The following is a 24214-nucleotide window of genomic DNA, read 5'->3' on the forward strand; positions in this document are numbered from 1 at the left end:
GTGCAGTACATTTTCAACTCTCTTATTTATTTTCTTATCTCACATAATTACTTCACATATCCAGGCTCATCAAATTCATTTTTTTCAATAACATATGCCACATTTGCATCCTTATTGATCAAAGAACATATATCTATTAAACTACAAAAGCTCTCTGACCGCAAAATTCCGTTAATTTACAACCTTATTCCTACTGTTTATTTTACTTTTCTGACAGATAAGATTATAATAAGGAGTATTTATTTTCGGAGGTTTTTATGTCATTTCTATCAAAAAATTGGGCAGGACTGTTAGTCTGTCTGATCATTTCTATCATCTCTTGGGTTTTAGGAGGCTTTCTGCCTGTTGTGGGAGCACCTGTTTTCGCCATTTTTATCGGAATGATTCTCTACCCCTTTCTCACTCCCTATAAACAACTGGATGCTGGTTTGACTTATAGCTCCAAAAAATTGCTTCAGTATGCTGTTATCTTACTTGGTTTTGGACTCAATATCTCTCAAGTTTTCGCAGTTGGAAAATCTTCTCTTCCCGTTATTCTTTCAACCATTTCTATCGCCTTGATTGTAGCTTATCTCTTCCAGAGATTTTTTGACTTAGATACAAAGCTAGCTACCTTGATTGGTGTTGGTTCCTCTATTTGTGGAGGTTCTGCTATTGCTGCTACAGCCCCTGTCATTCATGCTAAAGAAAAAGAGGTGGCTCAAGCCATCTCTGTCATCTTTTTCTTCAATGTCTTGGCAGCTCTTATCTTTCCAACTCTAGGTTCTTGGCTCCATCTCTCCAACGAAGGTTTTGCTCTCTTTGCGGGTACTGCGGTCAACGATACTTCCTCTGTAACAGCCACAGCTAGCGCCTGGGATAGTCTGTATCATACCAATACTCTAGAATCTGCAACCATTGTCAAACTGACTCGTACCTTAGCTATTATCCCTATTACTCTCTTCCTCTCCTATTGGCAAAGCCGTCAACAAGACAACAACCAAGGAGTAAAGCTTAAAAAAATCTTCCCCGTTTTCATTCTCTACTTCATCCTAGCTTCTCTGCTAACTACCGTCCTTACTTCTTTTGGTGTTAGCAATAGCTTCTTTTCACCTCTCAAACAGCTCTCCAAATTCCTCATCATCATGGCTATGAGTGCTATTGGTCTCAAAACTAACCTCGTTGCTATGATCAAATCCAGTGGAAAATCCATTCTTCTTGGAGCCCTTTGCTGGATCGCTATCATCCTGACTAGTCTTGGCATGCAATTACTCATCGGTATTTTCTAAGAAAAAAGGGAGCCTAAAGGCTACCTCAGAACGTAGACAAACGTCATTTTTGGCGTTTGTCTTTTTGTATCTTCAAAGATATTTTGTCTTATCATCTACTATTCCATCCAAAAATCTGATTTAAAGCAAAATAAAAAGGGATATTCCCTATCCATTTCGATAATTTTTTCATTACCCATTCTTCATTATCAATCATCAAACACTCTGCCTGTGAGTTGGTACATGAGGTAAATGTGCTCCAAGGTTTTGACAATTCGCGTCACATGAAGTTATTTAAGCATCTCCTTTTCTCTCATTACCATTTTCTGTTATAATAAATTGTACTTCTAGAATAGAAAGGTCTTAAGATGGCAACTCTTATTAAGCATAAACGTGTAGAATTTTCAGAACTATTTTATGACCTAGTGTTTGTTTTTGCAATTTCAAAAGCAACTGCTTTAATTCACCCTATTCATAACGGTGTTTTGGCTTGGGACTCTTTACTTGATTTCTTCATCTCTGTCATGGTTATCATCAATTCCTGGATGATTCAAACCATTTATACCAATCGCTATGGAACAAACTCGTTATTTAACATGGTAATCATGTTTATCAACATGGGACTTATGCTCTTTATATCCAATATGATTGGATACAATTGGCAACAATGGTACTATCATACCTGTTGGGCTGTTGGCACATTAACCCTTACCTTATTTTTTCAATATTTGGTTCAGTTTTTTAGAGGATCAACCGATAGTGCTGATCGGGAAAGTATCAAAGGTTTTCTATGGTTGACAGGTCTACAAAGCTTAGGAGTCTATCTGGCAGCTCTTTTTCCTATTTACGTTGGAGTCTATATCTTTATTGCTAGTATTCTGCTAACATTTATTGTGCCAATTTTCTTGATTACTAAAGATGAGCATTTCCAAGTAAATCTTCCCCATTTAATCGAGCGCGTCTCCCTTCTTGTCATTATTACGTTTGGAGAGATGGTTATTGGGCTAGTTAACTTCTTTACAGTTGAGAATTTCTCGATATATTCGGTTCTTAATTTCGTTATCATGCTTTCTCTGTTCTTGTTTTATTTTGGTGAATTTGACCATGCTATTGACGAAGGATCCAATCAAAAGGGATTATTTATAATTTATAGTCACTATCCTATTTTCATTGGGCTTATGTTGATGACAGTTTCGATGGGTTTTCTTCTGAATCCTGAGGCTAATCTTCTCGTTGCAATCAGCTTCTTTTATATCGGAATTGGCCTCTTCCAAGCTGCTGTCCTAGCAAATGGGCCCTATAACAAAAACTATCTTCGCTATTCGAAAAGTTACTACTGTGCTCAAGCGACACTCTATCTGGCTGCCTTGATTCTCTCTTTGGTTTTCGCTTCGAATCCTACAATAGTGCTGAGTATTGCAACCATCTTCGCTCTAGCTATAGCCATTCATTTTATTTATTTTTATGTGACACAGAATAAAAAATATTCCAAATCTAACTGGGGGTTCTTTTAATGAGTTTATAACATAAAAAAGCTTTGGGAACCAAGGCTTTATATGATATCAATCACCGACCACGAAAATGTTTAGCTTACAGAACTGCTAGTGAAGCTCTAGAGGATGAGTTCGAGTAAATGTTGCACTTATTCTTGCAATTTATCATTTACTTGATGCACGAACTCGATATTTTTTTCGTTAATTTGTTTTTGCCCCACTTTTGCCCCATTTTTAAATCCTGACATTGAAAATACCTAAAAGTATTTCCCTAAAATCAGCTATATTTCAACATTTTTGTTTATTTTCAATATGAAAAGTTCTTACAAATTCATGTAGGGGGCAGTTTAATATCGAAAAGAGACTTGATTGTAGGTCTCTTTTTTTTATTTTTCTAAGAAAGAACTCACTTTAAACAGAACTTTACGTGCTTGTTTGTCCAAACGAGAGTTGTTCCAAATGATAATTCCTTCTAAGATATATGCTTTGTGTTATGATATTAGTCAGGAAACAGAATTGAAAAAGGAGACCTGTATTGAAAATTGCAATCATTGGCTATAGCGGCTCTGGAAAGTCTACTTTGGCAAACTTTTTAGGTCAACACTACAATTGTGAGGTTCTTCATTTAGATAAAATTCATTTCACATCAAATTGGCAAGAGCGAACAGTTGATGAAATGACTGACGATATATCAACATTTATGCTACAACGTGATTGGATTATTGAAGGGAATTACTCGGCCTGTCTTTATGAAGAACGCATGAGGGAAGCTGACTGTATTGTCTATTTCAACTTTAACAGAGTTAATTGTCTCTATCGGGCATTTAGGCGCTATTTAACATATAGGGGAAAGACACGTCCTAGCATGGCAGAAGACTGTAATGAAAAATTTGATTTTGCATTTGTGAAATGGATTTTATTAGACGGACGTTCTAAAAAATATGTCGAGCAATATAATGTAGTTATTAAAAATTATTCTGACAAGACAATTATTTTAAAGAATCAAAGGCAGTTAAATCATTATATGAAGCAGGTTAAATAGCTAGTAGAATTATTTAGTCATAAAATAGCTGGTAGTTTTACATAAAATACACAGTAAGCAACCAGTCGCAAACCGAGACATAACTGTCAGAATATTTCGTAAGAAGCGCTTTCAACGTTGAACAAATAGCCTTTTTTCTGCTATAATAAACTGTAACGCGAAACTTGTGGGTGAAATTCCCACCGTGAAGTTTTTCAAGAAAGGTGGGGACAGCCTCGTAAAGGTGGAGCTGTCCGTTATCAAAATAATATGACATCAGTAGTTGTTGTGGGTACCCAGTGGGGTGATGAAGGTAAAGGGAAAATTACAGATTTCCTAAGTCAAGATGCCGAAGTGATCGCACGTTATCAAGGTGGAGACAATGCAGGTCACACGATTGTTATCGATGGTAAGAAATTTAAATTGCACTTGATTCCATCAGGTATTTTCTTCCCAGAGAAAATCTCTGTTATCGGGAACGGTGTAGTGGTCAATCCTAAATCACTTGTCAAAGAGTTGGAATATCTTCATGCCGAAGGTGTGTCAACAGAGAGCCTTCGTATTTCTGACCGTGCGCACGTTATCTTGCCGTACCATATTAAACTTGATCAACTGCAAGAAGCTGCTAAAGGTGATAATAAGATTGGTACAACTAACAAAGGTATTGGTCCTGCCTATATGGATAAGGCTGCGCGTGTAGGTATCCGTATTGCAGACCTTTTGGACAAAGAAATCTTTGCTGATCGTTTGAAAACAAACTTAGCTGAGAAAAACCGTCTTTTCAGTAAGATGTATGAATCTGAAGAATTATCATTCGAAGAGATTTTTGAAGAGTACTATGCTTATGGACAACAAATTAAGCAATATGTCACAGATACATCTGTAATCTTGAACGACGCTCTTGATGCAGGCAAACGTGTCCTCTTTGAAGGAGCTCAAGGGGTTATGCTTGATATTGACCAAGGTACTTACCCATTTGTAACGTCATCAAACCCAGTTGCGGGTGGTGTTACAATCGGTTCAGGTGTTGGTCCATCTAAAATCAACAAGGTCGTTGGTGTATGTAAGGCCTATACGAGTCGTGTTGGTGATGGTCCTTTCCCAACTGAGTTATTTGATGAAGTGGGTGAACGCATCCGTGAAGTTGGTCATGAATATGGAACAACAACTGGACGTCCACGTCGTGTAGGATGGTTTGACTCAGTGGTGATGCGCCATAGCCGTCGTGTATCAGGTATCACAAACCTCAGCTTGAACTGTATCGATGTTCTCTCAGGTCTTGACACTGTAAAAATTTGTGTAGCTTATGATCTTGATGGTGAGCGTATTGATTACTACCCAGCTAGTCTTGAGCAATTGAAACGCTGTAAACCAATCTATGAAGAATTGCCAGGTTGGGAAGAAGACATCACAGGTTGCCGTAGTTTAGATGAGCTTCCTGAAAATGCTCGTAATTATGTTCGTCGTGTTGGTGAATTGGTAGGTGTACGTATCTCTACTTTCTCTGTAGGACCAGGACGTGAACAAACAAACATTCTTGAAAGTGTTTGGTCAAATATCTAAAGCCAACAAAAGGAGAATCTAGGAAACTAGGTTCTCTTTTCTCACGCCTTAAACTTATGGATTAATATGAATGTTGCAACTATTAAAAAAGGTTACTAATTTTTCGATATGATTAGGAGAGAAACCTTTCTATTTGATTAGTTTTTCGGTATAATATGGATTGATTAAATGAAAATTAATGAGAACCTACTTTCATGATTTAAAAGTGTGTTCGTAATTTTGACAAAGAAAATAAGTGAGCATATCTCTTAATAGCTTTGGGCAAGAGGTGAATAATGAAGAAGATTGTATTTGTTTGTCTGGGGAATATTTGTCGTAGCCCAATGGCAGAATTTGTGATGAAAGAGCTGGACCAAGGAGAGTCTTTGCATATCGAAAGTCGCGCGACATCTTCATGGGAGCATGGAAATCCAGTTCATCAAGGTACCCAAAAGATTTTAAGGAAATATGCTATTTCTTTTGACTCTTCCAAGGGCTCACAGCAGATTAGTCAGGCTGATTTTGAGTTCTTTGATCTAGTTGTGGGAATGGATGAGTCAAATGTTGAGGATCTTCTACAGATATCTGCAGGGCATTATGACGATAAAATCAAGCTTTTCAGACCTGGTGGAGTGCCGGACCCATGGTACACAGGTGACTTTGAAGAAACATATAAATTGGTAACTGCAGGTTGTCGAGACTGGTTACAGTGGATTAAGGATAGACAATGAATTTTAAACAACTAAAGGATTTTGATTTTAAAAATATTGATATTGACCGAAATCAATTTGAGCGTATCACAGTAGGGGTTATTATTTTATGTGCCCTGTCCTTGTTTTTGGTGACTATAAAAACGCAACATTCTATCAAGATTGATGGGACTAAGATTACCTATAAAGGTCAGATGCAGAACCACCGTTTGAATGGTCAAGGAACTTTGACCTATGACAATGGTGATACCTACACAGGAGAATTTAAGAATGGTTCCTTTAATGGTCAAGGAACCTTCAAATCTCATGAGGGTTGGATTTATCAAGGTGAGTTCAAGTCTGGCCAAGCCGATGGTCAAGGAAAATTGACTACTGAAAATAAGGTTACCTACAAAGGAAAATTTAAACAGGGGATTTTTAAAGGATGAGAATTAACTGGTTTTCTTATATTCGTGTGACAGGACTTCTTTTGGTTCTGATCTATCATTTCTTCCCAAGTATTCTTCCTGGGGGCTTCATCGGTGTTGATGTCTTCTTTACCTTCTCAGGGTATTTGATTACAGCGCTTTTGATTGATGAGGTATCTAGGACGCATCGCATTGATTACCTTGGTTTTATGCGACGACGCTTCTACCGGATAGTACCACCACTTGTGTTGATGGTTCTTATCTGCACCCCTTTGGCACTCTTGGTTCGAAATGATTTTATTGCAGGTATTGGACGTCAAATCACCTCTGTTATCGGTTTTGTAACTAACTATTATGAGATTTTGACCGGGGGAAATTATGAGAACCAGTTTAACCAGCATATTTACCTCCATACATGGAGTCTGGCTATTGAGGTTCACTATTATATTCTTTGGGGTGCCTTGCTTTGGTTCCTAGCTAAGCGTGTTAAACATCAAAATCAATTTAGAAGCCTAGTCTTTATGGTATCTCTTGCCTGCTTTATGGTGAGTTTTCTATCAATGTTTATTAGTGCTTTCTTTGTTGATAGTTTTTCTCGCTTATATTTCTCATCAATTACGCATGCCTATCCATTCTTCCTAGGTTCTCTCTTTGCGACACTTTCAGGTGTGTATGAAACGACCGCTAGGTTCAAGAAAAATATACGCCTTTGGACTCTGAAAAAGACAGTCCTTTATATGGTAGGAAGTTTTGCCTTGCTCGTATTGTTGGGCTTAGTTCTCCATTTTGAGGAACGCATTACCTATCTATTTGGTTTTGTTTTAGCTAGTTTGTTCACGGCTGTTATGATTTACTCTGCCCGTGTCCTCCATGAGAAATTGCCTGGAAAATCAGAGCCTGCTCTTATTAGTTATTTGGCAGAGATTAGCTATAGTGTCTATCTTTTTCACTGGCCGCTATATATTATCTTTAGTCAATTGACCAATAATATTATTGCAGTCATTCTGACAACGATTCTGTCAATTGTTTTCGCAACACTTTCCTACTATATAATAGAGCCATTTATTGCAGGAAGAAAGGCCAGTCTCTTTGGAATAGATTTAGACTTGACGCCGTACCGACATATTGTGCTTTATGTTTTTAGTGGTCTTACTTTAATTACAGTGCTTATTTCTCTCTTTGCGCCAGCTGTAGGGAACTTCGAGAAAGATTTAGAAGCTAATGGTTTGTCGCAAGCTCAGACTAAGATGAAATTAACGCGTACCAATGCGGAAAACAGTCAGGCTACTTCATTTGGTGTGAATAAGGGAGTGACAGTTTTAGGGGACTCCGTAGCTCTTAGATCAAAAGATCAGCTGGAATCAAGTATTGATAATGTCGCTATAGATGCAGTTGTCAGTCGTAACCTATCAACAATCAATGATTTGCTTAAAGATTACGCGGATAGTAATGCTCTTGCTAAGGATGTTGTCATTGCTGGTGGTGTTAATGAGATTGACGACTATAAAGGCGTTATTAATAAAATCATCAAGAATTTACCTAAGGGTCACCATATTATCTTTGTGACACCATATAATGGTAGTAAATCTGGTAATGAGGCCCAATCTTTGATTCAGTTACGTAAGTATGAGTTAGAGATGGCTAAGAAATACGACTTTGTGACGGTTGCTGACTGGTATCAAGTGGCTAAAGAAAATATTTCTATCTGGAATGGTACAGATGGGGTTCACTTTGGATCCGATAGCGACTCAATTAACCGTGGTGCTAAACTCTATACTAAGACAATTAAAGAAGCTATAGAGAAAGCTGATAAAGCACCAGTTAAGGGTGGTAAGAAATAATTAAAAGAGAAGGCAAGTCTTGTCTTCTTTTTTATGGACAAATTTTGACTGCATTTTTTGTTTTGTGCTAAAATAAGCCTATGACAAGAATATTAGATAATGATTTACTAGGAGATGAAGAGTATGTTGAGCGTACCCTTCGTCCTCAGTACTTTAAGGAATATATTGGTCAAGATAAGGTTAAAGACCAATTAAAGATTTTTATAGAGGCAGCTAAACTTCGTGATGAAGCACTAGATCATACTCTTTTGTTTGGTCCTCCAGGTTTGGGGAAAACAACCATGGCTTTTGTGATAGCTAATGAGATGGGCGTTAATTTAAAGCAGACGTCTGGGCCAGCAATTGAAAAGGCTGGTGATTTAGTTGCCATACTCAATGACTTGGAGCCAGGTGATATCTTATTTATTGATGAGATTCACCGGATGCCTATGGCAGTGGAAGAAGTTCTTTATAGTGCTATGGAAGATTACTACATTGATATCATGATTGGTGCAGGCGAAACAAGTCGTAGTGTCCATCTAGAGTTACCACCTTTCACATTAGTAGGTGCAACTACTCGAGCAGGTATGTTGTCAAATCCATTGAGGGCTCGCTTTGGGATTAATGGTCATATGGAATATTATGAGCTACCAGATTTGAAGGAAATTATTGAACGTACTTCAGAAATCTTTGACATGACTATAACACCTGAAGCTGCTCTAGAGCTAGCACGTCGTAGCCGTGGGACGCCTCGTATTGCTAACCGCCTACTTAAGCGCGTGAGAGACTATGCACAAATTATGGGTGATGGCATCATTGATGATAAGATTGCAGACAAGGCGTTGACTATGTTGGATGTGGACCATGAAGGACTAGATTATGTCGACCAAAAAATTCTCCGAACCATGATTGAGATGTATGGTGGTGGACCGGTTGGTCTAGGGACCTTGTCAGTTAATATTGCTGAAGAGCGAGAAACGGTAGAAGATATGTATGAACCCTATCTAATTCAAAAAGGATTTATTATGCGAACACGAATAGGACGTGTTGCAACGGTTAAAGCCTATGAACACATGGGGTACGACTACACTAAAGAAAGTTGATAAAAAATCCATCGAAGGTGGATTTTTTTGTTTAGTCAAAAAGAAAATAAAGAAAAAAGAAAAAAACTTTAAAAATCCCTTGCAATGAGTGGGTTCTTTTGTTATTATATTATGGTGCTGTAAATACAGCGCTTAGCTATGATACAAGAGGTTGCGACACGCCTGGTTGCACTGCCACGCAATCCGTGTTGGTTTTCTTGAGGAGCTAGCCTATTATCTTAAATAGACGAAAGAGGAGAAAAAATGGCAAACAAAAAAATTCGTATCCGTTTGAAAGCTTACGAACACCGTACGCTTGATACAGCGGCTGAAAAAATCGTAGAAACTGCAACTCGCACAGGTGCGACAGTTGCTGGGCCAGTTCCACTTCCAACTGAACGTAGTCTCTACACAATTATTCGTGCGACTCACAAATATAAAGATTCTCGCGAACAATTTGAAATGCGTACACACAAACGTCTTATCGACATCATCAACCCAACTCAAAAAACAGTTGACGCTTTGATGAAACTTGATCTTCCAAGTGGTGTGAACGTAGAAATCAAACTTTAATTTAAAGCTTGATTCATTGAGCATAAAAAACGCTCGTTAAAAACTTTTTTGAGCATAAAAAACGCTCATAAAAAACTTTTTGAAAAAACAATAAAGTAAAGGAAATATTTTCTCATGACAAAAGGAATCTTAGGGAAAAAAGTGGGAATGACTCAAATCTTCACTGAAGCAGGTGAATTTATCCCTGTTACTGTCATCGAAGCTACTCCAAACGTTGTGCTTCAAGTTAAAACTGTTGAAACAGACGGTTACGAAGCAGTTCAAGTTGGTTTTGACGACAAACGCGAAGTATTGAGCAACAAACCTGCCAAAGGCCACGTAGCGAAAGCTAACACAGCTCCTAAGCGCTTCATTCGTGAATTCAAAAACATTGAAGGCTTGGAAGTTGGATCAGAAATCACTGTTGACACATTCGAAGCTGGAGATGTTGTTGACGTAACTGGTACTTCAAAAGGTAAAGGTTTCCAAGGTGTTATCAAACGCCACGGTCAATCACGCGGACCTATGGCTCACGGTTCTCGTTACCACCGTCGTCCAGGTTCAATGGGACCTGTTGCGCCTAACCGTGTTTTCAAAAACAAACACTTGGCAGGACGTATGGGTGGCAACCGTGTGACAATTCAAAACCTTGAAGTTGTACAAGTTATCCCAGAGAAAAACGTTATCCTTATCAAAGGTAACGTACCAGGTGCTAAGAAATCTCTTATCACTATCAAATCAGCAGTTAAAGCTGCTAAATAATAAGAAAGGAGAAATCAGTTAAAAATGGCAAACGTAAAACTATTTGACCAAACTGGTAAAGAAGTTAGCACAGTTGAACTTAACGACGCTATCTTCGGTATCGAACCAAACGAATCAGTAGTATTTGATGTCGTAATCAGCCAACGTGCTAGCCTTCGCCAAGGTACTCACGCGGTTAAAAACCGTTCAGCAGTATCAGGTGGTGGACGTAAACCATGGCGTCAAAAAGGAACTGGACGTGCTCGTCAAGGTTCTATCCGCTCACCACAATGGCGTGGTGGTGGTGTTGTCTTCGGACCAACTCCACGTTCTTACGGATACAAACTTCCACAAAAAGTTCGTCGCCTTGCATTGAAATCTGTTTACTCAGCTAAAGTTGCAGAAGATAAATTTGTAGCAGTTGAAGCTCTTTCATTTGCAGCTCCAAAAACTGCTGAATTCGCAAACGTTCTTTCAGCTCTTAGCATCGATTCTAAAGTACTTGTTATCGTTGAAGAAGGAAACAAATTCGCTGAACTTTCAGCACGTAACCTTGCAAACGTAACTGTTGCAACTCCTGCAACTGCAAGTGTACTTGACATCGTAAACGCAGATAAACTTCTTGTTACTAAAGAAGCTATCTCATCAATCGAGGAGGTTCTTGCATAATGAATTTGTATGACGTAATCAAAAAACCTGTTATCACTGAGAAATCTATGATTGCTCTTGAAGCAGGAAAATACACTTTCGAAGTTGATACACGTGCACACAAACTCTTGATCAAACAAGCAGTTGAAGCTGCATTTGAAGGTGTTAAAGTTGCTAGCGTGAACACTGTAACTGTTAAACCAAAACAAAAACGTGTTGGACGTTACACTGGTTTCACTTCAAAAACTAAAAAAGCTATCATCACTCTTACAGCTGATTCTAAAGCAATCGAGTTGTTTGCAGCTGAAGCTGAATAATCAAAGGAGAAATTAACGTGGGTATTAAAGTTTATAAACCAACGACAAATGGCCGTCGTAACATGACTTCTTTGGATTTCGCAGAAATCACTACAAGCACTCCTGAAAAATCATTGCTTGTTTCTCTTAAGAACAAAGCTGGTCGTAACAACAACGGTCGTATCACAGTACGTCACCAAGGTGGCGGACACAAACGTCACTACCGTTTGATTGACTTCAAACGTAACAAAGATGGCGTTGAAGCAGTTGTTAAAACAATTGAGTATGATCCAAACCGTACTGCAAACATCGCTCTTGTACACTATACTGACGGGGTTAAAGCTTACATCATCGCACCTAAAGGTCTTGAAGTAGGTCAACGTATCGTTTCAGGTCCAGATGCGGATATCAAGATTGGTAACGCTCTTCCACTTGCAAACATCCCAGTTGGTACAGTTATCCACAACATCGAGCTTCAACCAGGTAAAGGTGCTGAACTTATCCGTGCCGCTGGTGCTTCTGCTCAAGTTTTGGGTCAAGAAGGTAAATACGTACTTGTTCGTCTTCAATCAGGTGAAGTTCGTATGGTTCTTGGTACATGTCGTGCAACTATCGGTACTGTAGGTAACGAACAACAATCACTTATCAACCTTGGTAAAGCCGGCCGTAATCGCTGGAAAGGTATTCGCCCAACAGTTCGTGGTTCTGTAATGAACCCTAACGATCACCCACACGGTGGTGGTGAAGGTAAAGCACCAGTTGGACGTAAAGCGCCATCTACTCCATGGGGTAAACCTGCGCTTGGTCTTAAAACTCGTAACAAGAAAGCTAAATCTGACAAACTTATCGTTCGTCGTCGTAACGAAAAATAATTTAGTCGCTTAGCACATAACATCCGCCAACTCGGTAGCATTTCTTAGTGCAAGCCGCTGTGGTACATTCAATTTAAAGGAGAAAACTACAAAATGGGACGTAGTCTTAAAAAAGGACCTTTCGTCGATGAGCATTTGATGAAAAAAGTTGAAGCTCAAGCAAATGACGAAAAGAAAAAAGTAATTAAAACTTGGTCACGTCGTTCAACGATTTTCCCAAGTTTCATCGGATACACTATCGCAGTTTATGATGGACGTAAACACGTTCCTGTTTACATCCAAGAAGACATGGTAGGTCACAAACTTGGTGAATTTGCACCAACTCGTACTTACAAAGGTCACGCAGCTGACGATAAGAAAACACGTCGTTAATAGGAGGAGGACACAATGGCAGAAATTACTTCAGCTAAAGCAATGGCTCGTACAGTGCGTGTTTCACCTCGTAAAACACGTCTTGTTCTTGATCTTATCCGTGGTAAGAACGTTGCTGATGCAATCGCAATCTTGAAATTCACTCCAAACAAAGCAGCTCGCATTGTTGAGAAAACTCTTAACTCTGCTATCGCTAACGCAGAAAACAACTTTGGTTTGGAAAAAGCTAACTTGGTAGTATCTGAAACATTCGCAAACGAAGGACCAACAATGAAACGTTTCCGTCCACGTGCGAAAGGTTCAGCTTCACCAATCAACAAACGCACAACTCACGTAACAGTAGTTGTGTCAGAAAAATAAGGAGGTAAACTCGTGGGTCAAAAAGTACATCCAATTGGTATGCGTGTCGGGATCATCCGTGACTGGGATGCGAAATGGTATGCTGAAAAAGAATACGCAGATTACCTTCACGAAGATTTGGCAATCCGCAAATTCATTCAAAAAGAACTTGCAGACGCTTCAGTTTCAACTATTGAAATCGAACGTGCTGTAAACAAAGTTATTGTTTCACTTCACACTGCAAAACCAGGTATGGTTATCGGTAAAGGTGGATCAAACGTTGACGCTCTTCGCGCTCAACTTAACAAATTGACTGGAAAACAAGTACACATCAACATCGTTGAAATCAAGAAACCTGATTTGGACGCTCACCTTGTTGGTGAAACAATTGCTCGCCAACTTGAGCAACGTGTTGCTTTCCGTCGTGCACAAAAACAAGCTATCCAACGTGCAATGCGTGCTGGAGCTAAAGGAATCAAAACTCAAGTATCAGGTCGTTTGAACGGTGCAGATATCGCCCGTGCAGAAGGATACTCTGAAGGTACAGTTCCACTTCACACACTTCGTGCTGATATCGATTACGCTTGGGAAGAAGCTGACACAACTTACGGTAAACTTGGTGTTAAAGTTTGGATCTACCGTGGAGAAGTTCTTCCAGCTCGTAAAAACACTAAAGGAGGCAAATAACAAATGTTAGTACCTAAACGTGTTAAACACCGTCGTGAATTCCGTGGAAAAATGCGCGGTGAGGCTAAAGGTGGTAAAGAAGTATCATTCGGTGAATACGGTCTTCAAGCTACAACTAGCCACTGGATTACAAACCGTCAAATCGAGGCTGCTCGTATTGCCATGACTCGTTACATGAAACGTGGTGGTAAGGTTTGGATTAAGATCTTCCCACACAAATCATACACTGCTAAAGCTATCGGTGTACGTATGGGTTCTGGTAAAGGGGCACCTGAAGGTTGGGTAGCACCAGTTAAACGTGGTAAAGTAATGTTCGAAATCGCAGGTGTTTCTGAAGAAGTTGCACGTGAAGCGCTTCGTCTTGCTAGCCACAAATTGCCAGTTAAATGTAAATTCGTGAAACGTGAAGCAGAATAAGGAGAAGACATGAAACTTGAAGAAATCAAAAAGTTTGTTGCTGAGCTTCGTGGCTTGTCTCAAGAAGAGCTTGCTAAAAAAGAAAACGAACTTAAGAAAGAACTTTTCGACCTTCGTTTCCAAGCTGCAGCAGGTCAACTTGATCAAACTGCCCGTTTGAACGAAGTGAAAAAACAAATTGCACGTGTTAAAACTGTGCAATCTGAAATCAAATAATAGATTGGGAAAGGAGCAATTCTAATAATGGAACGTAATCAACGTAAAACCCTTGTTGGACGCGTAGTATCTGACAAGATGGATAAAACAATCACAGTTGTAGTTGAAACTAAACGTAACCACCCAGTCTATGGTAAACGTATCAACTATTCTAAAAAATACAAAGCACATGATGAAAACAACGTTGCTAAAGAAGGCGATATCGTTCGTATCATGGAAACTCGCCCACTTTCAGCTACAAAACGCTTCCGTCTTGTAGAAGTTGTGGAAGAAGCTGTTATTATCTAATAAAACTAAAAGGAGACAATTGAAATGATTCAACAAGAAAGTCGCTTAAAAGTTGCTGATAATAGCGGTGCTCGTGAAATCTTGACTATCAAAGTTCTTGGTGGTTCAGGACGTAAATTCGCTAACATCGGCGACGTTATCGTTGCAACTGTTAAACAAGCTACACCAGGTGGAGCTGTTAAAAAAGGTGATGTTGTTAAAGCTGTTATCGTTCGTACAAAAACTGGTGCTCGCCGTCCAGACGGTTCATACATCAAGTTTGATGATAACGCTGCAGTAATCATCCGCGATGACAAAACTCCTCGTGGAACTCGTATCTTTGGCCCTGTTGCACGTGAATTGCGTGAAGGTGGATACATGCGTATCGTATCTTTGGCGCCAGAAGTACTTTAATCTGAATTAACACAAACTTAGTCCCCTGAAATGTTCAGGGTGCCCATTAGGGCGTAAGAAATAATAGGAGAAATACTCAAATGTTTGTAAAAAAAGGCGATAAAGTTCGCGTTATTGCTGGTAAAGACAAAGGAACTGAAGCAGTAGTTCTTAAAGCTCTTCCAAAAGTAAACAAAGTTGTTGTTGAAGGTGTTGCAATCATCAAAAAACACCAAAAACCATCAGCTGAAAACCCTCAAGGTGCTATCGTGGAAAAAGAAGCACCAATCCACGCTTCAAACGTTCAAGTTCTTGACAAGAACGGTGTAGCTGGACGTGTAGGTTACAAAGTTGTTGACGGCAAAAAAGTTCGTTACAACAAAAAATCAGGCGAAGTGCTTGACTAATCACGAAGGAAAGGAGAAAGTATTAAATGGCTAACCGTCTTAAAGAAAAATACACTAACGAAGTAATTCCAGCTTTGACTGAAAAATTCAATTATTCTTCAGTTATGGCTGTACCAAAAGTTGATAAAATCGTTATCAACATGGGTGTTGGTGAAGCTGTAAACAACGCTAAAACTCTTGAAAAAGCTGCTGCTGAGTTGGCACTTATTTCAGGTCAAAAACCATTGATTACTAAAGCTAAGAAATCAATCGCTGGCTTCCGTCTTCGTGAAGGTGTAGCGATCGGTGCTAAAGTTACCCTTCGTGGTGAACGCATGTACGAATTCTTGGATAAATTGGTATCAGTATCACTTCCACGTGTTCGTGACTTCCATGGTGTTCCAACTAAATCATTTGATGGACGTGGTAACTACACACTTGGTGTTAAAGAACAACTTATCTTCCCAGAAATCAACTTCGACGATGTTGATAAAGTACGTGGTATGGATATCGTTATCGTAACTACTGCTAACACTGACGAAGAAGGTCGTGAATTGCTTAAAGGCCTTGGAATGCCTTTTGCAAAATAATCTAGGAGGTAAATAAATTGGCTAAAAAATCAATGATTGCTAAGAACAAACGCCCTGCGAAGTTCTCTACGCAAGCTTACACTCGTTGCGAACGTTGTGGACGTCCACACTCAGTTTATCGCAAATTTAAACTTTGCCGTGTTTGCTTCCGTGAATTGGCTTACAAAGGTCAAATTCCAGGTGTTACCAAAGCTTCTTGGTAAAAACATGGTACATTTAAGTTAGTTTCATCTAATTTGAATGTATTTAATACAATCTGAGCCTAGCTCAATCATTAACTAGCAAGTGAATTATTCAAACTACTAGTAAGAGGAGAAAATATAAAATGGTTATGACTGACCCAATTGCAGATTTCTTGACACGTATTCGTAACGCTAACCAAGCTAAACACGAAGTACTTGAAGTACCTGCATCAAACATTAAAAAAGGTATCGCTGAAATCCTTAAACGTGAAGGTTTCGTAAAAAATGTTGAAGTTATCGAAGATGATAAACAAGGCATCATCCGCGTATTCTTGAAATACGGACAAAACGGTGAACGTGTTATCACTAACTTGAAACGTATTTCTAAACCAGGTCTTCGTGTTTACTCTAAACGTGAAGATGTTCCTAAAGTTCTTAACGGACTTGGAATCGCGATCATCTCTACTTCAGAAGGTCTTTTGACTGATAAAGAAGCTCGCCAAAAGAACGTTGGTGGAGAAGTTATCGCTTACGTTTGGTAAGAAGCTGATACTAAGCACTTATCTCAAATGATTTGTGCGAGTTTCGTTGATTATATTCTATGAAACTCATCCCCGTGAAAACTAGTCACTTTGTGGCTTGATAATCTAACAGGAGAATTAAATACTATGTCACGTATTGGTAATAAAGTTATTACTTTGCCTGCTGGTGTTGAAGTAACAAACAACGATAACGTTGTTACTGTTAAAGGACCTAAAGGCGAACTCACTCGTGAGTTTAACAAAAACATTGAAATCAAAGTTGAAGGCAATGAAGTTACACTTCACCGTCCAAACGACTCAAAAGAAAACAAAACAATCCACGGTACTTCACGTGCAAACTTGAACAACATGGTTGTTGGTGTTTCTGAAGGTTTCAAAAAAGAACTTGAAATGCGCGGTGTCGGATATCGTGCGCAACTCCAAGGAACAAAACTTGTTCTTTCAGTTGGTAAATCTCACCAAGACGAAGTTGAAGCTCCAGAAGGTATTACTTTTGAAGTACCATCTGCAACTTCAATCGTTGTAAGTGGTATTAACAAAGAAGTTGTTGGTCAAACAGCTGCTTACATCCGTAGCCTTCGTTCACCAGAACCTTACAAAGGTAAAGGTATCCGTTACGTTGGTGAATACGTACGTCGTAAAGAAGGTAAAACTGGTAAATAATAGGATTTTATCCTTTTGGCAATTCTTTTTGGATTGTCTCTTTACCAAAAGCTCTCATGAGCAAGCATTATAATTAAGAGGTGAAAATTGTGATTTCGAAACCAGATAAAAACAAACTCCGCCAAAAACGCCACCGTCGCGTTCGCGGAAAACTCTCTGGAACTGCTGATCGCCCACGTTTGAACATTTTCCGTTCTAATACAGGCATCTACGCTCAAGTTATTGATGACGTAGCGGGTGTAACGCTCGCAAGTGCATCAACTCTTGATAAAGAAGTTTCTAAAGGAACTAAAACAGAACAAGCCGTTGTTGTCGGTAAACTTGTTGCTGAACGCGCAGTAGCTAAAGGTATTTCTGAAGTGGTGTTTGACCGCGGTGGATATCTCTATCACGGACGTGTTAAAGCTTTGGCTGACTCAGCTCGTGAAAACGGATTGAAATTCTAATAGGGAGGACACTTAATAATGGCATTTAAAGATAATGCAGTAGAACTTGAAGAACGCGTAGTTGCTATCAACCGTGTTACTAAAGTTGTAAAAGGTGGACGCAACATGCGTTTTGCTGCTCTTGTTGTTGTTGGTGACCGTAATGGTCGCGTAGGATTTGGTACTGGTAAATCTCAAGAGGTTCCAGAAGCTATCCGTAAAGCAGTTGAAGCAGCTAAGAAAAACCTTATCGAAGTTCCTATGGTTGGTACAACTATTCCTCACGAAGTTCGTTCAGAATTTGGTGGAGCGAAAGTATTGTTGAAACCAGCTGTTGAAGGGGCTGGGGTTGCCGCTGGTGGTGCAGTTCGTGCCGTCATCGAATTGGCGGGTGTTGCTGATGTAACATCTAAATCACTCGGTTCAAACACTCCAATCAACATCGTTCGTGCGACTGTTGAAGGATTGAAACAACTTAAACGTGCTGAAGAAGTTGCGGCTCTTCGTGGCATCTCAGTATCTGACTTGGCATAAGAAAGGAGATAACAATGGCTCAAATTAAAATTACTTTGACTAAGTCTCCAATCGGACGCAAACCAGAACAACGTAAAACAGTTGTTGCTCTTGGACTTGGTAAATTGAATAGCTCAGTTGTTAAAGAAGACAACGCTGCTATCCGTGGTATGGTCAACGCAGTATCTCACTTGGTAACTGTGGAAGACGTTAAATAAAAATTGATTTAAGTCGTGAGGGTTCCCTTGCGACTTAAACTGAATTTCATGTATAGGCGAGTTTCTAATTGAGCTACCTTACTTGGTTAGAGGCGCTAGCATTTTACAAAAAGAGGAGAAAATAATAATGAAACTTCATGAATTGAAACCTGCTGAAGGTTCTCGTAAAGTCCGTAACCGTGTAGGTCGTGGTACTTCATCTGGTAACGGTAAAACTTCAGGCCGTGGTCAAAAAGGTCAAAAAGCTCGTAGCGGTGGTGGCGTACGTCCAGGATTTGAAGGTGGACAAACTCCATTGTTCCGTCGTCTTCCAAAACGTGGATTCACTAACATCAACGCTAAAGAATACGCACTTGTAAACCTTGATCAATTGAACGTCTTTGAAGATGGTACAGAAGTAACTCCAGCAGTTCTTAAAGAAGCTGGAATCGTTCGTGCTGAAAAATCAGGCGTTAAAGTTCTTGGTAACGGCGAATTGACTAAGAAATTGACTGTTAAAGCAGCTAAATTCTCAAAATCTGCTGAAGCAGCTATCACTGCTAAAGGTGGTTCAATCGAAGTCATCTAATGAGGGGTAACTCATTATGTTCTTTAAACTATTAAAAGACGCATTGAAAGTCAAAAACGTTCGTAATAAGATTTTATTTACAATCTTCATTATTTTCGTTTTTCGTGTAGGGACTCATGTAACAGTTCCTGGTATCAATGCGGAAAGTTTGAAACAATTAAGTGATTTACCTTTCTTGAACATGCTTAACTTGGTGTCTGGTAATGCCATGAATAACTTCTCTATCTTCTCGATGGGGGTTAGTCCTTACATTACAGCATCAATCATTGTCCAACTTTTGCAGATGGATATTTATCCAAAATTTGTAGAGTGGGGCAAACAAGGGGAAGTTGGTCGTCGTAAATTGAACCAAGCGACTCGCTACATCACTCTTGTTTTAGCCTTTGTTCAATCGATTGGTATTACAGCAAGTTTTAATACTCTCTCATCAATTTCATTGGTTAAAACACCAAATGTTTCAACCTACCTATTGATTGGGACAATTCTAACTGCTGGTAGCATAATTGTGACATGGCTTGGTGAACAAATCACAGATAAAGGTTTTGGTAATGGTGTGTCAATGATTATCTTTTCAGGGATCATTGCTTCTATTCCAAAAATGTTCTCAACGATTTACGAGGATTTCTTTGTCAATGTTCGTTCAGGAGAATTGACTCGTTCATATATCATAGTTGCTTTGTTAATTGTGGTAGGTTTGGCGATTGTCTTCTTTACGACCTTTGTTCAACAGGCAGAATATCAAATTCCAATTCAATATACTAAATTGGTTCAAGGGGCTCCAACGAGTTCTTACCTTCCATTGAAAGTAAATCCAGCTGGTGTTATTCCCGTTATCTTTGCTAGCTCGATTACAACAATTCCTAGTACTATTCTTCCATTCTTCTCGAAGGTTACATGGTTATCACACTTACAAGGACTACTCTCGTATAATACACCTAGTGGAATGATTACTTATGCGATATTGATTATCTTATTCTCATTCTTCTACACATTTGTCCAAGTAAATCCTGAAAAAACTGCTGAAAATCTTCAAAAGAATGGGTCTTACATTCCTAGTGTTCGTCCAGGTCGTGAGACTGAAAAGTACATGTCTTCATTGCTTAAGAGATTGGCAACAATCGGGGCTGTATTTCTCGCGTTTATTTCATTGGCTCCAATTGCGGCTCAACAGTTTATGCACCTTACAAGCTCAATCGCGCTTGGTGGTACATCTCTCTTGATCTTGATTTCAACTGGTATCGAAGGTATGAAACAACTCGAAGGTTACCTATTGAAACGTCAGTACGTTGGATTTATGAATCTTGAAGACTAAGTCTTCTCATGAACAATTGAGAGGGAAAGAAAGGTTACTTTCTGTCCCTTCTCTTTTGTTTTTTGATAACTCTACCAATGTGTTAAAACCTTGATAGAGTTATTTGAAAACAAAAATAAGGAGTTCGTAAGATGAATCTTTTAATTATGGGTCTACCAGGTGCTGGTAAAGGGACTCAAGCTGCAAAAATTGTTGAAGAATTTGGTGTAGCTCACATCTCAACTGGTGATATGTTCCGTGCTGCTATGGCTAACCAAACTGAAATGGGTGTTTTGGCCAAATCATTCATCGATAAAGGTGAATTGGTACCAGATGAAGTAACAAACGGAATCGTTAAAGAGCGTTTGGCTCAAGACGACATTAAGGAAAAAGGATTCCTTTTGGATGGTTTTCCTCGCACAATCGAACAAGCTCATGCCTTGGATCAAATCTTGGTTGATCTTGGTTTGGAGCTTGATGGAGTAATCAATATCGAAGTGGATCCATCTTGCCTTCTTGAACGCTTGAGTGGTCGTATTATTCACCGCGAAACAGGTGAAACTTACCATAAAGTATTCAACCCACCAGCTGACTACAAGGAAGAAGACTATTACCAACGTGAAGATGACAAACCAGAAACAGTGAAACGCCGCTTGGATGTGAATATTGCTCAAGGTGAGCCAATTATTGCACATTACCGTGAGCTTGGTCTTGTATCTGATATTCAAGGTAACCAAGATATCGACGATGTATTCGCTGATGTTAAAAAAGCGATTGCAGCAATTAAATAATTATATAATCTTACTTGCGTATCAGACTTAAGCATGTTATAATACTTTAGTCTGACTTATAATTGTTACCTCTGTGCTCAGAGGAAATCAAATCGAAATTTTAGGGGGTACTTTTGCGTGGCAAAAGAAGACGTGATTGAAATTGAAGGTAAAGTTGTAGAAACTATGCCTAATGCTATGTTTACTGTTGAATTGGAAAATGGACACCAAATTTTGGCGACAGTTTCTGGTAAAATCCGTAAAAACTACATTCGTATTTTGGTCGGTGACCGTGTGACTGTTGAAATGAGTCCTTATGATTTGACACGTGGACGCATCACATACCGCTTTAAATAATCGAAATAATTGGAGGGATTGAAACATGAAGGTAAGACCATCGGTTAAACCAATTTGCGAATACTGTAAAGTTATTCGTCGTAACGGTCGTGTTATGGTAATTTGTCCAACAAATCCAAAACACAAACAACGTCAAGGATAATATAGAAAGGAGAAATCATGGCTCGTATTGCTGGAGTTGACATTCCAAACGATAAACGTGTAGTAATTTCACTTACTTACGTATACGGTATCGGACTTGCAACATCTAAGAAAATCTTGGCTGCTGCAGGCGTTTCTGAAGACATCCGCGTTAAAGATTTGACAAATGATCAAGAAGACGCTATCCGTCGCGAAGTGGATGCAATCAAAGTTGAAGGTGACCTTCGTCGTGAAGTTAACCTTAACATCAAACGTTTGATGGAAATCGGTTCATACCGTGGTATCCGTCACCGTCGTGGACTTCCTGTCCGTGGACAAAACACTAAAAACAATGCCCGCACTCGTAAAGGTAAAGCTGTTGCGATTGCAGGTAAGAAAAAATAATTAAAATAAAATAGGAGGTAAAAACATTGGCTAAACCAACACGTAAACGTCGTGTGAAAAAGAATATCGAATCTGGTATTGCTCACATTCACGCTACTTTCAATAACACTATTGTTATGATTACAGATGTGCATGGTAACGCTGTAGCATGGTCATCAGCTGGTGCTCTAGGTTTCAAAGGTTCTCGTAAATCTACACCATTTGCTGCACAAATGGCTTCAGAAGCTGCTGCTAAATCTGCACAAGAACATGGTCTTAAAACAGTTGAAGTAACTGTTAAAGGTCCTGGTTCAGGTCGTGAGTCTGCTATCCGTGCTCTTGCTGCTGCAGGTCTTGAAGTAACAGCAATCCGTGATGTAACACCTGTACCACATAATGGTTGTCGTCCTCCAAAACGTCGTCGTGTGTAATCTTTAATAACAATAGTACACAAGGTTCGTTTCGAGGGAGTATAATAAATGATTGAGTTTGAAAAACCAATAATAACAAAAATTGATGAAAATAAAGATTACGGCAAATTTGTCATCGAACCACTAGAACGTGGTTATGGTACAACTTTGGGTAACTCTCTTCGTCGTGTACTTTTGTCATCACTTCCAGGTGCTGCCGTAACATCAATTAAGATTGATGGAGTACTCCACGAATTTGATACCGTACCAGGCGTCCGTGAAGACGTGATGCAAATCATCCTTAATATTAAAGGACTTGCTGTAAAATCTTACGTCGAAGACGAAAAGACAATTGAACTTGATGTCCAAGGTCCAGCTGAAGTTACTGCTGGAGACATCTTGACTGATAGCGACATTGAAATTGTTAACCCTGATCATTATCTTTTCACTATCGCTGACGGCGCTTCTTTGAAAGCGACTATGACAGTGGCTACAAACCGTGGTTATGTTCCAGCAGATGAAAACAAGAAAGATGATGCACCAGTGGGAACATTGGCTGTAGATTCAATCTACACACCAGTGAAAAAAGTCAATTATCAAGTTGAACCTGCCCGTGTAGGTAGCAATGATGGTTTTGATAAATTGACAATCGAAATCATGACAAACGGAACAATCATCCCTGAAGATGCCCTCGGTCTCTCGGCTCGCGTTTTGATTGAACACTTGAACTTGTTTACTGACCTTACTGATGTTGCTAAAGCTACTGATGTAATGAAAGAAACTGAAAAAGTGAACGATGAAAAGGTGCTTGACCGTACCATCGAAGAACTTGATTTGTCTGTACGCTCATATAACTGTTTGAAACGTGCCGGTATTAATACCGTTCATGATTTGACAGAAAAAACTGAGCCTGAAATGATGAAAGTCCGTAACCTAGGTCGTAAATCTCTTGAAGAAGTCAAAGTTAAGTTGGCTGATCTTGGACTTGGACTCAAAAACGATAAATAATAATATAGGAGGATAACATGGCTTACCGTAAACTTGGACGCACAAGCTCACAACGTAAAGCGGTTCTTCGTGATTTGACTACAGATCTTATCATTAACGAAGCAATCGTTACAACTGAAGCACGTGCTAAAGAAATCCGTAAAACAGTTGAAAAAATGATCACTCTTGGTAAACGTGGTGATTTGCACGCACGTCGTCAAGCAGCTGCATTTGTACGTAACGAAATTGCATCTGAAAGCTATGATGAAGCAACTGATAAATATACATCAACAACTGCTCTTCAAAAACTTTTCTCAGAAATCGCACCTCGTTATGCTGAACGTAACGGTGGATACACTCGTATCCTTAAAACAGAACCACGTCGTGGCGATGCTGCCCCAATGGCAATCATCGAACTTGTTTAATTTTTATCAATTTTGTTGAGTGTTATGATGATGGAATAGCTTAGCTTTTCTTAGTCTAGCTCTGGTCTACCGCTGGGCATACGCCTAGCGGGAACACTCATCATAAAAATGGGAATAAATAAGCATGTAACGCTTGTTTACGAAAGGTAATACGGTTATTTTTCGTAAGCAGGCGTTTTTTTGTGGCTCCTTGTCAACTGTAGTGGGTGACGAAAAGCTAACATCTAGAGAGAACCTGATAGGTTTTCTCTTTTTGTATGT

Annotated in this window: 37 protein-coding genes; all 37 read left to right on the top strand. The window is 39.3% G+C overall.

The annotated features are described in order from the left end of the window. The first annotated feature begins 257 nt into the window (after positions 1–257). On the top strand, positions 258–1268 hold the full coding sequence (locus H7T99_RS05310; protein ID WP_037601289.1) for a YeiH family protein: 1011 nt from the start codon (positions 258–260) through the stop codon (positions 1266–1268). Between the two features lie 347 nt (positions 1269–1615). Beyond that, positions 1616–2761 (top strand): low temperature requirement protein A, encoded by a 1146-nt coding sequence (locus H7T99_RS05315; protein WP_014635148.1) that lies wholly within the window; start codon positions 1616–1618, stop codon positions 2759–2761. Between the two features lie 514 nt (positions 2762–3275). Further along, on the top strand, positions 3276–3782 hold the full coding sequence (locus H7T99_RS05320) for a DNA topology modulation protein (RefSeq protein ID WP_022495839.1): 507 nt from the start codon (positions 3276–3278) through the stop codon (positions 3780–3782). A 249-nt stretch (positions 3783–4031) separates the two neighbouring features. After that, positions 4032–5324 carry an adenylosuccinate synthase gene (locus H7T99_RS05325; RefSeq protein WP_037601293.1) on the top strand — a complete coding sequence of 431 codons (1293 nt, stop codon included), beginning with the start codon at positions 4032–4034 and terminating at the stop codon, positions 5322–5324. A gap of 275 nt (positions 5325–5599) precedes the next feature. Then, positions 5600–6034 carry a low molecular weight protein-tyrosine-phosphatase gene (locus H7T99_RS05330; protein WP_022496078.1) on the top strand — a complete coding sequence of 145 codons (435 nt, stop codon included), beginning with the start codon at positions 5600–5602 and terminating at the stop codon, positions 6032–6034. Beyond that, the gene (locus H7T99_RS05335; RefSeq protein ID WP_002885750.1) at positions 6031–6441 is read left to right on the top strand and encodes a membrane protein; all 411 of its coding nucleotides are present in this window, start codon (positions 6031–6033) and stop codon (positions 6439–6441) included. Before H7T99_RS05330 ends, H7T99_RS05335 begins: the two co-directional genes overlap by 4 nt. Beyond that, positions 6438–8261, top strand: a complete 1824-nt coding sequence (locus H7T99_RS05340) for an acyltransferase family protein (RefSeq protein WP_014635144.1) — start codon at positions 6438–6440, stop codon at positions 8259–8261. The genes H7T99_RS05335 and H7T99_RS05340 overlap by 4 nt, the downstream gene beginning before the upstream one ends. An 80-nt stretch (positions 8262–8341) precedes the next feature. Then, on the top strand, positions 8342–9343 hold the full coding sequence (ruvB, locus tag H7T99_RS05345; RefSeq protein WP_037601298.1) for a Holliday junction branch migration DNA helicase RuvB: 1002 nt from the start codon (positions 8342–8344) through the stop codon (positions 9341–9343). A 243-nt stretch (positions 9344–9586) separates the two neighbouring features. Further along, positions 9587–9895 carry a 30S ribosomal protein S10 gene (gene rpsJ / locus H7T99_RS05350; RefSeq protein ID WP_002885653.1) on the top strand — a complete coding sequence of 103 codons (309 nt, stop codon included), beginning with the start codon at positions 9587–9589 and terminating at the stop codon, positions 9893–9895. 114 nt (positions 9896–10009) lie between these two features. Further along, entirely contained in the window at positions 10010–10636 is a 627-nt protein-coding gene (rplC, locus tag H7T99_RS05355; RefSeq protein WP_002885755.1) for a 50S ribosomal protein L3, read from the top strand. A gap of 24 nt (positions 10637–10660) precedes the next feature. After that, positions 10661–11284: a 50S ribosomal protein L4 gene (gene rplD, locus H7T99_RS05360; RefSeq protein WP_002885795.1), complete on the top strand. Its 624-nt coding sequence runs from the start codon at positions 10661–10663 to the stop codon at positions 11282–11284. Further along, a complete protein-coding gene (locus tag H7T99_RS05365; RefSeq protein ID WP_002887066.1) occupies positions 11284–11580 on the top strand; it encodes a 50S ribosomal protein L23 in 297 nt (98 codons plus the stop codon). The genes rplD and H7T99_RS05365 overlap by 1 nt, the downstream gene beginning before the upstream one ends. Before the next feature lie 17 nt (positions 11581–11597). Next, complete coding sequence (gene rplB / locus H7T99_RS05370) at positions 11598–12431, top strand: 50S ribosomal protein L2 (RefSeq protein ID WP_002887065.1); 834 nt, start codon at positions 11598–11600, stop codon at positions 12429–12431. 93 nt (positions 12432–12524) lie between these two features. Beyond that, positions 12525–12803, top strand: coding sequence for a 30S ribosomal protein S19 (gene rpsS / locus H7T99_RS05375; protein WP_000533765.1), 279 nt, complete (start codon positions 12525–12527; stop codon positions 12801–12803). 15 nt (positions 12804–12818) lie between these two features. Beyond that, a complete protein-coding gene (gene rplV / locus H7T99_RS05380; protein WP_002887063.1) occupies positions 12819–13163 on the top strand; it encodes a 50S ribosomal protein L22 in 345 nt (114 codons plus the stop codon). A gap of 12 nt (positions 13164–13175) precedes the next feature. Continuing rightward, on the top strand, positions 13176–13829 hold the full coding sequence (gene rpsC, locus H7T99_RS05385) for a 30S ribosomal protein S3 (RefSeq protein WP_002885727.1): 654 nt from the start codon (positions 13176–13178) through the stop codon (positions 13827–13829). A 3-nt stretch (positions 13830–13832) separates the two neighbouring features. Further along, complete coding sequence (gene rplP / locus H7T99_RS05390) at positions 13833–14246, top strand: 50S ribosomal protein L16 (protein WP_000960950.1); 414 nt, start codon at positions 13833–13835, stop codon at positions 14244–14246. A 9-nt stretch (positions 14247–14255) separates the two neighbouring features. After that, on the top strand, positions 14256–14462 hold the full coding sequence (gene rpmC, locus H7T99_RS05395) for a 50S ribosomal protein L29 (protein ID WP_002885754.1): 207 nt from the start codon (positions 14256–14258) through the stop codon (positions 14460–14462). A 27-nt stretch (positions 14463–14489) separates the two neighbouring features. After that, a complete protein-coding gene (gene rpsQ / locus H7T99_RS05400) occupies positions 14490–14750 on the top strand; it encodes a 30S ribosomal protein S17 (protein WP_002885836.1) in 261 nt (86 codons plus the stop codon). A 24-nt stretch (positions 14751–14774) separates the two neighbouring features. Continuing rightward, positions 14775–15143, top strand: coding sequence for a 50S ribosomal protein L14 (gene rplN / locus H7T99_RS05405; RefSeq protein WP_002885711.1), 369 nt, complete (start codon positions 14775–14777; stop codon positions 15141–15143). 80 nt (positions 15144–15223) lie between these two features. Continuing rightward, the gene (rplX, locus tag H7T99_RS05410) at positions 15224–15529 is read left to right on the top strand and encodes a 50S ribosomal protein L24 (RefSeq protein ID WP_002885874.1); all 306 of its coding nucleotides are present in this window, start codon (positions 15224–15226) and stop codon (positions 15527–15529) included. A 26-nt stretch (positions 15530–15555) separates the two neighbouring features. Then, positions 15556–16098: a 50S ribosomal protein L5 gene (gene rplE / locus H7T99_RS05415; RefSeq protein WP_002887058.1), complete on the top strand. Its 543-nt coding sequence runs from the start codon at positions 15556–15558 to the stop codon at positions 16096–16098. Positions 16099–16115: 17 nt separating this feature from the next. Continuing rightward, the gene (locus tag H7T99_RS05420; RefSeq protein ID WP_001085699.1) at positions 16116–16301 is read left to right on the top strand and encodes a type Z 30S ribosomal protein S14; all 186 of its coding nucleotides are present in this window, start codon (positions 16116–16118) and stop codon (positions 16299–16301) included. 122 nt (positions 16302–16423) lie between these two features. Then, positions 16424–16822: a 30S ribosomal protein S8 gene (gene rpsH, locus H7T99_RS05425; RefSeq protein WP_002885642.1), complete on the top strand. Its 399-nt coding sequence runs from the start codon at positions 16424–16426 to the stop codon at positions 16820–16822. A gap of 126 nt (positions 16823–16948) precedes the next feature. Next, positions 16949–17485, top strand: coding sequence for a 50S ribosomal protein L6 (gene rplF, locus H7T99_RS05430; protein WP_002887056.1), 537 nt, complete (start codon positions 16949–16951; stop codon positions 17483–17485). A gap of 89 nt (positions 17486–17574) precedes the next feature. Then, positions 17575–17931 carry a 50S ribosomal protein L18 gene (gene rplR / locus H7T99_RS05435; RefSeq protein ID WP_002885810.1) on the top strand — a complete coding sequence of 119 codons (357 nt, stop codon included), beginning with the start codon at positions 17575–17577 and terminating at the stop codon, positions 17929–17931. An 18-nt stretch (positions 17932–17949) separates the two neighbouring features. Beyond that, entirely contained in the window at positions 17950–18444 is a 495-nt protein-coding gene (rpsE, locus tag H7T99_RS05440) for a 30S ribosomal protein S5 (protein ID WP_002885626.1), read from the top strand. A 14-nt stretch (positions 18445–18458) separates the two neighbouring features. Continuing rightward, complete coding sequence (gene rpmD, locus H7T99_RS05445) at positions 18459–18641, top strand: 50S ribosomal protein L30 (protein ID WP_002885773.1); 183 nt, start codon at positions 18459–18461, stop codon at positions 18639–18641. Between the two features lie 127 nt (positions 18642–18768). Beyond that, positions 18769–19209: a 50S ribosomal protein L15 gene (gene rplO, locus H7T99_RS05450; protein WP_002885849.1), complete on the top strand. Its 441-nt coding sequence runs from the start codon at positions 18769–18771 to the stop codon at positions 19207–19209. A 16-nt stretch (positions 19210–19225) separates the two neighbouring features. Next, positions 19226–20521, top strand: a complete 1296-nt coding sequence (gene secY / locus H7T99_RS05455) for a preprotein translocase subunit SecY (RefSeq protein ID WP_002892081.1) — start codon at positions 19226–19228, stop codon at positions 20519–20521. A gap of 131 nt (positions 20522–20652) precedes the next feature. Then, positions 20653–21291: an adenylate kinase gene (locus H7T99_RS05460; RefSeq protein ID WP_021144709.1), complete on the top strand. Its 639-nt coding sequence runs from the start codon at positions 20653–20655 to the stop codon at positions 21289–21291. A 117-nt stretch (positions 21292–21408) separates the two neighbouring features. Next, the gene (gene infA, locus H7T99_RS10580; RefSeq protein WP_001040189.1) at positions 21409–21627 is read left to right on the top strand and encodes a translation initiation factor IF-1; all 219 of its coding nucleotides are present in this window, start codon (positions 21409–21411) and stop codon (positions 21625–21627) included. Between the two features lie 25 nt (positions 21628–21652). Next, on the top strand, positions 21653–21769 hold the full coding sequence (gene rpmJ / locus H7T99_RS05470; protein WP_000868345.1) for a 50S ribosomal protein L36: 117 nt from the start codon (positions 21653–21655) through the stop codon (positions 21767–21769). 17 nt (positions 21770–21786) lie between these two features. Continuing rightward, entirely contained in the window at positions 21787–22152 is a 366-nt protein-coding gene (gene rpsM / locus H7T99_RS05475; RefSeq protein ID WP_002885820.1) for a 30S ribosomal protein S13, read from the top strand. A 26-nt stretch (positions 22153–22178) separates the two neighbouring features. Continuing rightward, on the top strand, positions 22179–22562 hold the full coding sequence (gene rpsK / locus H7T99_RS05480; protein ID WP_002885718.1) for a 30S ribosomal protein S11: 384 nt from the start codon (positions 22179–22181) through the stop codon (positions 22560–22562). A gap of 48 nt (positions 22563–22610) precedes the next feature. Continuing rightward, positions 22611–23549: a DNA-directed RNA polymerase subunit alpha gene (locus H7T99_RS05485; protein WP_002885793.1), complete on the top strand. Its 939-nt coding sequence runs from the start codon at positions 22611–22613 to the stop codon at positions 23547–23549. 17 nt (positions 23550–23566) lie between these two features. After that, positions 23567–23953 (top strand): 50S ribosomal protein L17, encoded by a 387-nt coding sequence (rplQ, locus tag H7T99_RS05490; protein ID WP_002885709.1) that lies wholly within the window; start codon positions 23567–23569, stop codon positions 23951–23953. Positions 23954–24214: the final 261 nt, after the last annotated feature.

Origin of the sequence: Streptococcus sp. 17.1, from assembly GCF_016648655.1 — a bacterium.
Lineage (GTDB): Bacteria > Bacillota > Bacilli > Lactobacillales > Streptococcaceae > Streptococcus > Streptococcus salivarius_E.

What these genes read in the sequence shown, in the direction of transcription:
- rpsS (WP_000533765.1), top strand. Translation starts at nt 12,525, where the DNA reads ATGGGACGTAGTCTTAAAAAAGGACCTTTCGTCGATGAGCATTTGATG.
- H7T99_RS05485 (WP_002885793.1), top strand. Translation starts at nt 22,611, where the DNA reads ATGATTGAGTTTGAAAAACCAATAATAACAAAAATTGATGAAAATAAA.
- H7T99_RS05325 (WP_037601293.1), top strand. Translation starts at nt 4,032, where the DNA reads ATGACATCAGTAGTTGTTGTGGGTACCCAGTGGGGTGATGAAGGTAAA.
- H7T99_RS05315 (WP_014635148.1), top strand. Translation starts at nt 1,616, where the DNA reads ATGGCAACTCTTATTAAGCATAAACGTGTAGAATTTTCAGAACTATTT.
- H7T99_RS05335 (WP_002885750.1), top strand. Translation starts at nt 6,031, where the DNA reads ATGAATTTTAAACAACTAAAGGATTTTGATTTTAAAAATATTGATATT.
- rpsH (WP_002885642.1), top strand. Translation starts at nt 16,424, where the DNA reads ATGGTTATGACTGACCCAATTGCAGATTTCTTGACACGTATTCGTAAC.
- H7T99_RS05460 (WP_021144709.1), top strand. Translation starts at nt 20,653, where the DNA reads ATGAATCTTTTAATTATGGGTCTACCAGGTGCTGGTAAAGGGACTCAA.
- rplD (WP_002885795.1), top strand. Translation starts at nt 10,661, where the DNA reads ATGGCAAACGTAAAACTATTTGACCAAACTGGTAAAGAAGTTAGCACA.
- rplC (WP_002885755.1), top strand. Translation starts at nt 10,010, where the DNA reads ATGACAAAAGGAATCTTAGGGAAAAAAGTGGGAATGACTCAAATCTTC.
- rplO (WP_002885849.1), top strand. Translation starts at nt 18,769, where the DNA reads ATGAAACTTCATGAATTGAAACCTGCTGAAGGTTCTCGTAAAGTCCGT.
- rpmC (WP_002885754.1), top strand. Translation starts at nt 14,256, where the DNA reads ATGAAACTTGAAGAAATCAAAAAGTTTGTTGCTGAGCTTCGTGGCTTG.
- rplP (WP_000960950.1), top strand. Translation starts at nt 13,833, where the DNA reads ATGTTAGTACCTAAACGTGTTAAACACCGTCGTGAATTCCGTGGAAAA.
- H7T99_RS05310 (WP_037601289.1), top strand. Translation starts at nt 258, where the DNA reads ATGTCATTTCTATCAAAAAATTGGGCAGGACTGTTAGTCTGTCTGATC.
- ruvB (WP_037601298.1), top strand. Translation starts at nt 8,342, where the DNA reads ATGACAAGAATATTAGATAATGATTTACTAGGAGATGAAGAGTATGTT.
- rplF (WP_002887056.1), top strand. Translation starts at nt 16,949, where the DNA reads ATGTCACGTATTGGTAATAAAGTTATTACTTTGCCTGCTGGTGTTGAA.
- rplE (WP_002887058.1), top strand. Translation starts at nt 15,556, where the DNA reads ATGGCTAACCGTCTTAAAGAAAAATACACTAACGAAGTAATTCCAGCT.
- H7T99_RS05330 (WP_022496078.1), top strand. Translation starts at nt 5,600, where the DNA reads ATGAAGAAGATTGTATTTGTTTGTCTGGGGAATATTTGTCGTAGCCCA.
- rpsM (WP_002885820.1), top strand. Translation starts at nt 21,787, where the DNA reads ATGGCTCGTATTGCTGGAGTTGACATTCCAAACGATAAACGTGTAGTA.
- rplN (WP_002885711.1), top strand. Translation starts at nt 14,775, where the DNA reads ATGATTCAACAAGAAAGTCGCTTAAAAGTTGCTGATAATAGCGGTGCT.
- rpmD (WP_002885773.1), top strand. Translation starts at nt 18,459, where the DNA reads ATGGCTCAAATTAAAATTACTTTGACTAAGTCTCCAATCGGACGCAAA.
- rpsJ (WP_002885653.1), top strand. Translation starts at nt 9,587, where the DNA reads ATGGCAAACAAAAAAATTCGTATCCGTTTGAAAGCTTACGAACACCGT.
- H7T99_RS05365 (WP_002887066.1), top strand. Translation starts at nt 11,284, where the DNA reads ATGAATTTGTATGACGTAATCAAAAAACCTGTTATCACTGAGAAATCT.
- rplV (WP_002887063.1), top strand. Translation starts at nt 12,819, where the DNA reads ATGGCAGAAATTACTTCAGCTAAAGCAATGGCTCGTACAGTGCGTGTT.
- rpsE (WP_002885626.1), top strand. Translation starts at nt 17,950, where the DNA reads ATGGCATTTAAAGATAATGCAGTAGAACTTGAAGAACGCGTAGTTGCT.
- rplX (WP_002885874.1), top strand. Translation starts at nt 15,224, where the DNA reads ATGTTTGTAAAAAAAGGCGATAAAGTTCGCGTTATTGCTGGTAAAGAC.
- rplQ (WP_002885709.1), top strand. Translation starts at nt 23,567, where the DNA reads ATGGCTTACCGTAAACTTGGACGCACAAGCTCACAACGTAAAGCGGTT.
- secY (WP_002892081.1), top strand. Translation starts at nt 19,226, where the DNA reads ATGTTCTTTAAACTATTAAAAGACGCATTGAAAGTCAAAAACGTTCGT.
- rpmJ (WP_000868345.1), top strand. Translation starts at nt 21,653, where the DNA reads ATGAAGGTAAGACCATCGGTTAAACCAATTTGCGAATACTGTAAAGTT.
- H7T99_RS05340 (WP_014635144.1), top strand. Translation starts at nt 6,438, where the DNA reads ATGAGAATTAACTGGTTTTCTTATATTCGTGTGACAGGACTTCTTTTG.
- rpsQ (WP_002885836.1), top strand. Translation starts at nt 14,490, where the DNA reads ATGGAACGTAATCAACGTAAAACCCTTGTTGGACGCGTAGTATCTGAC.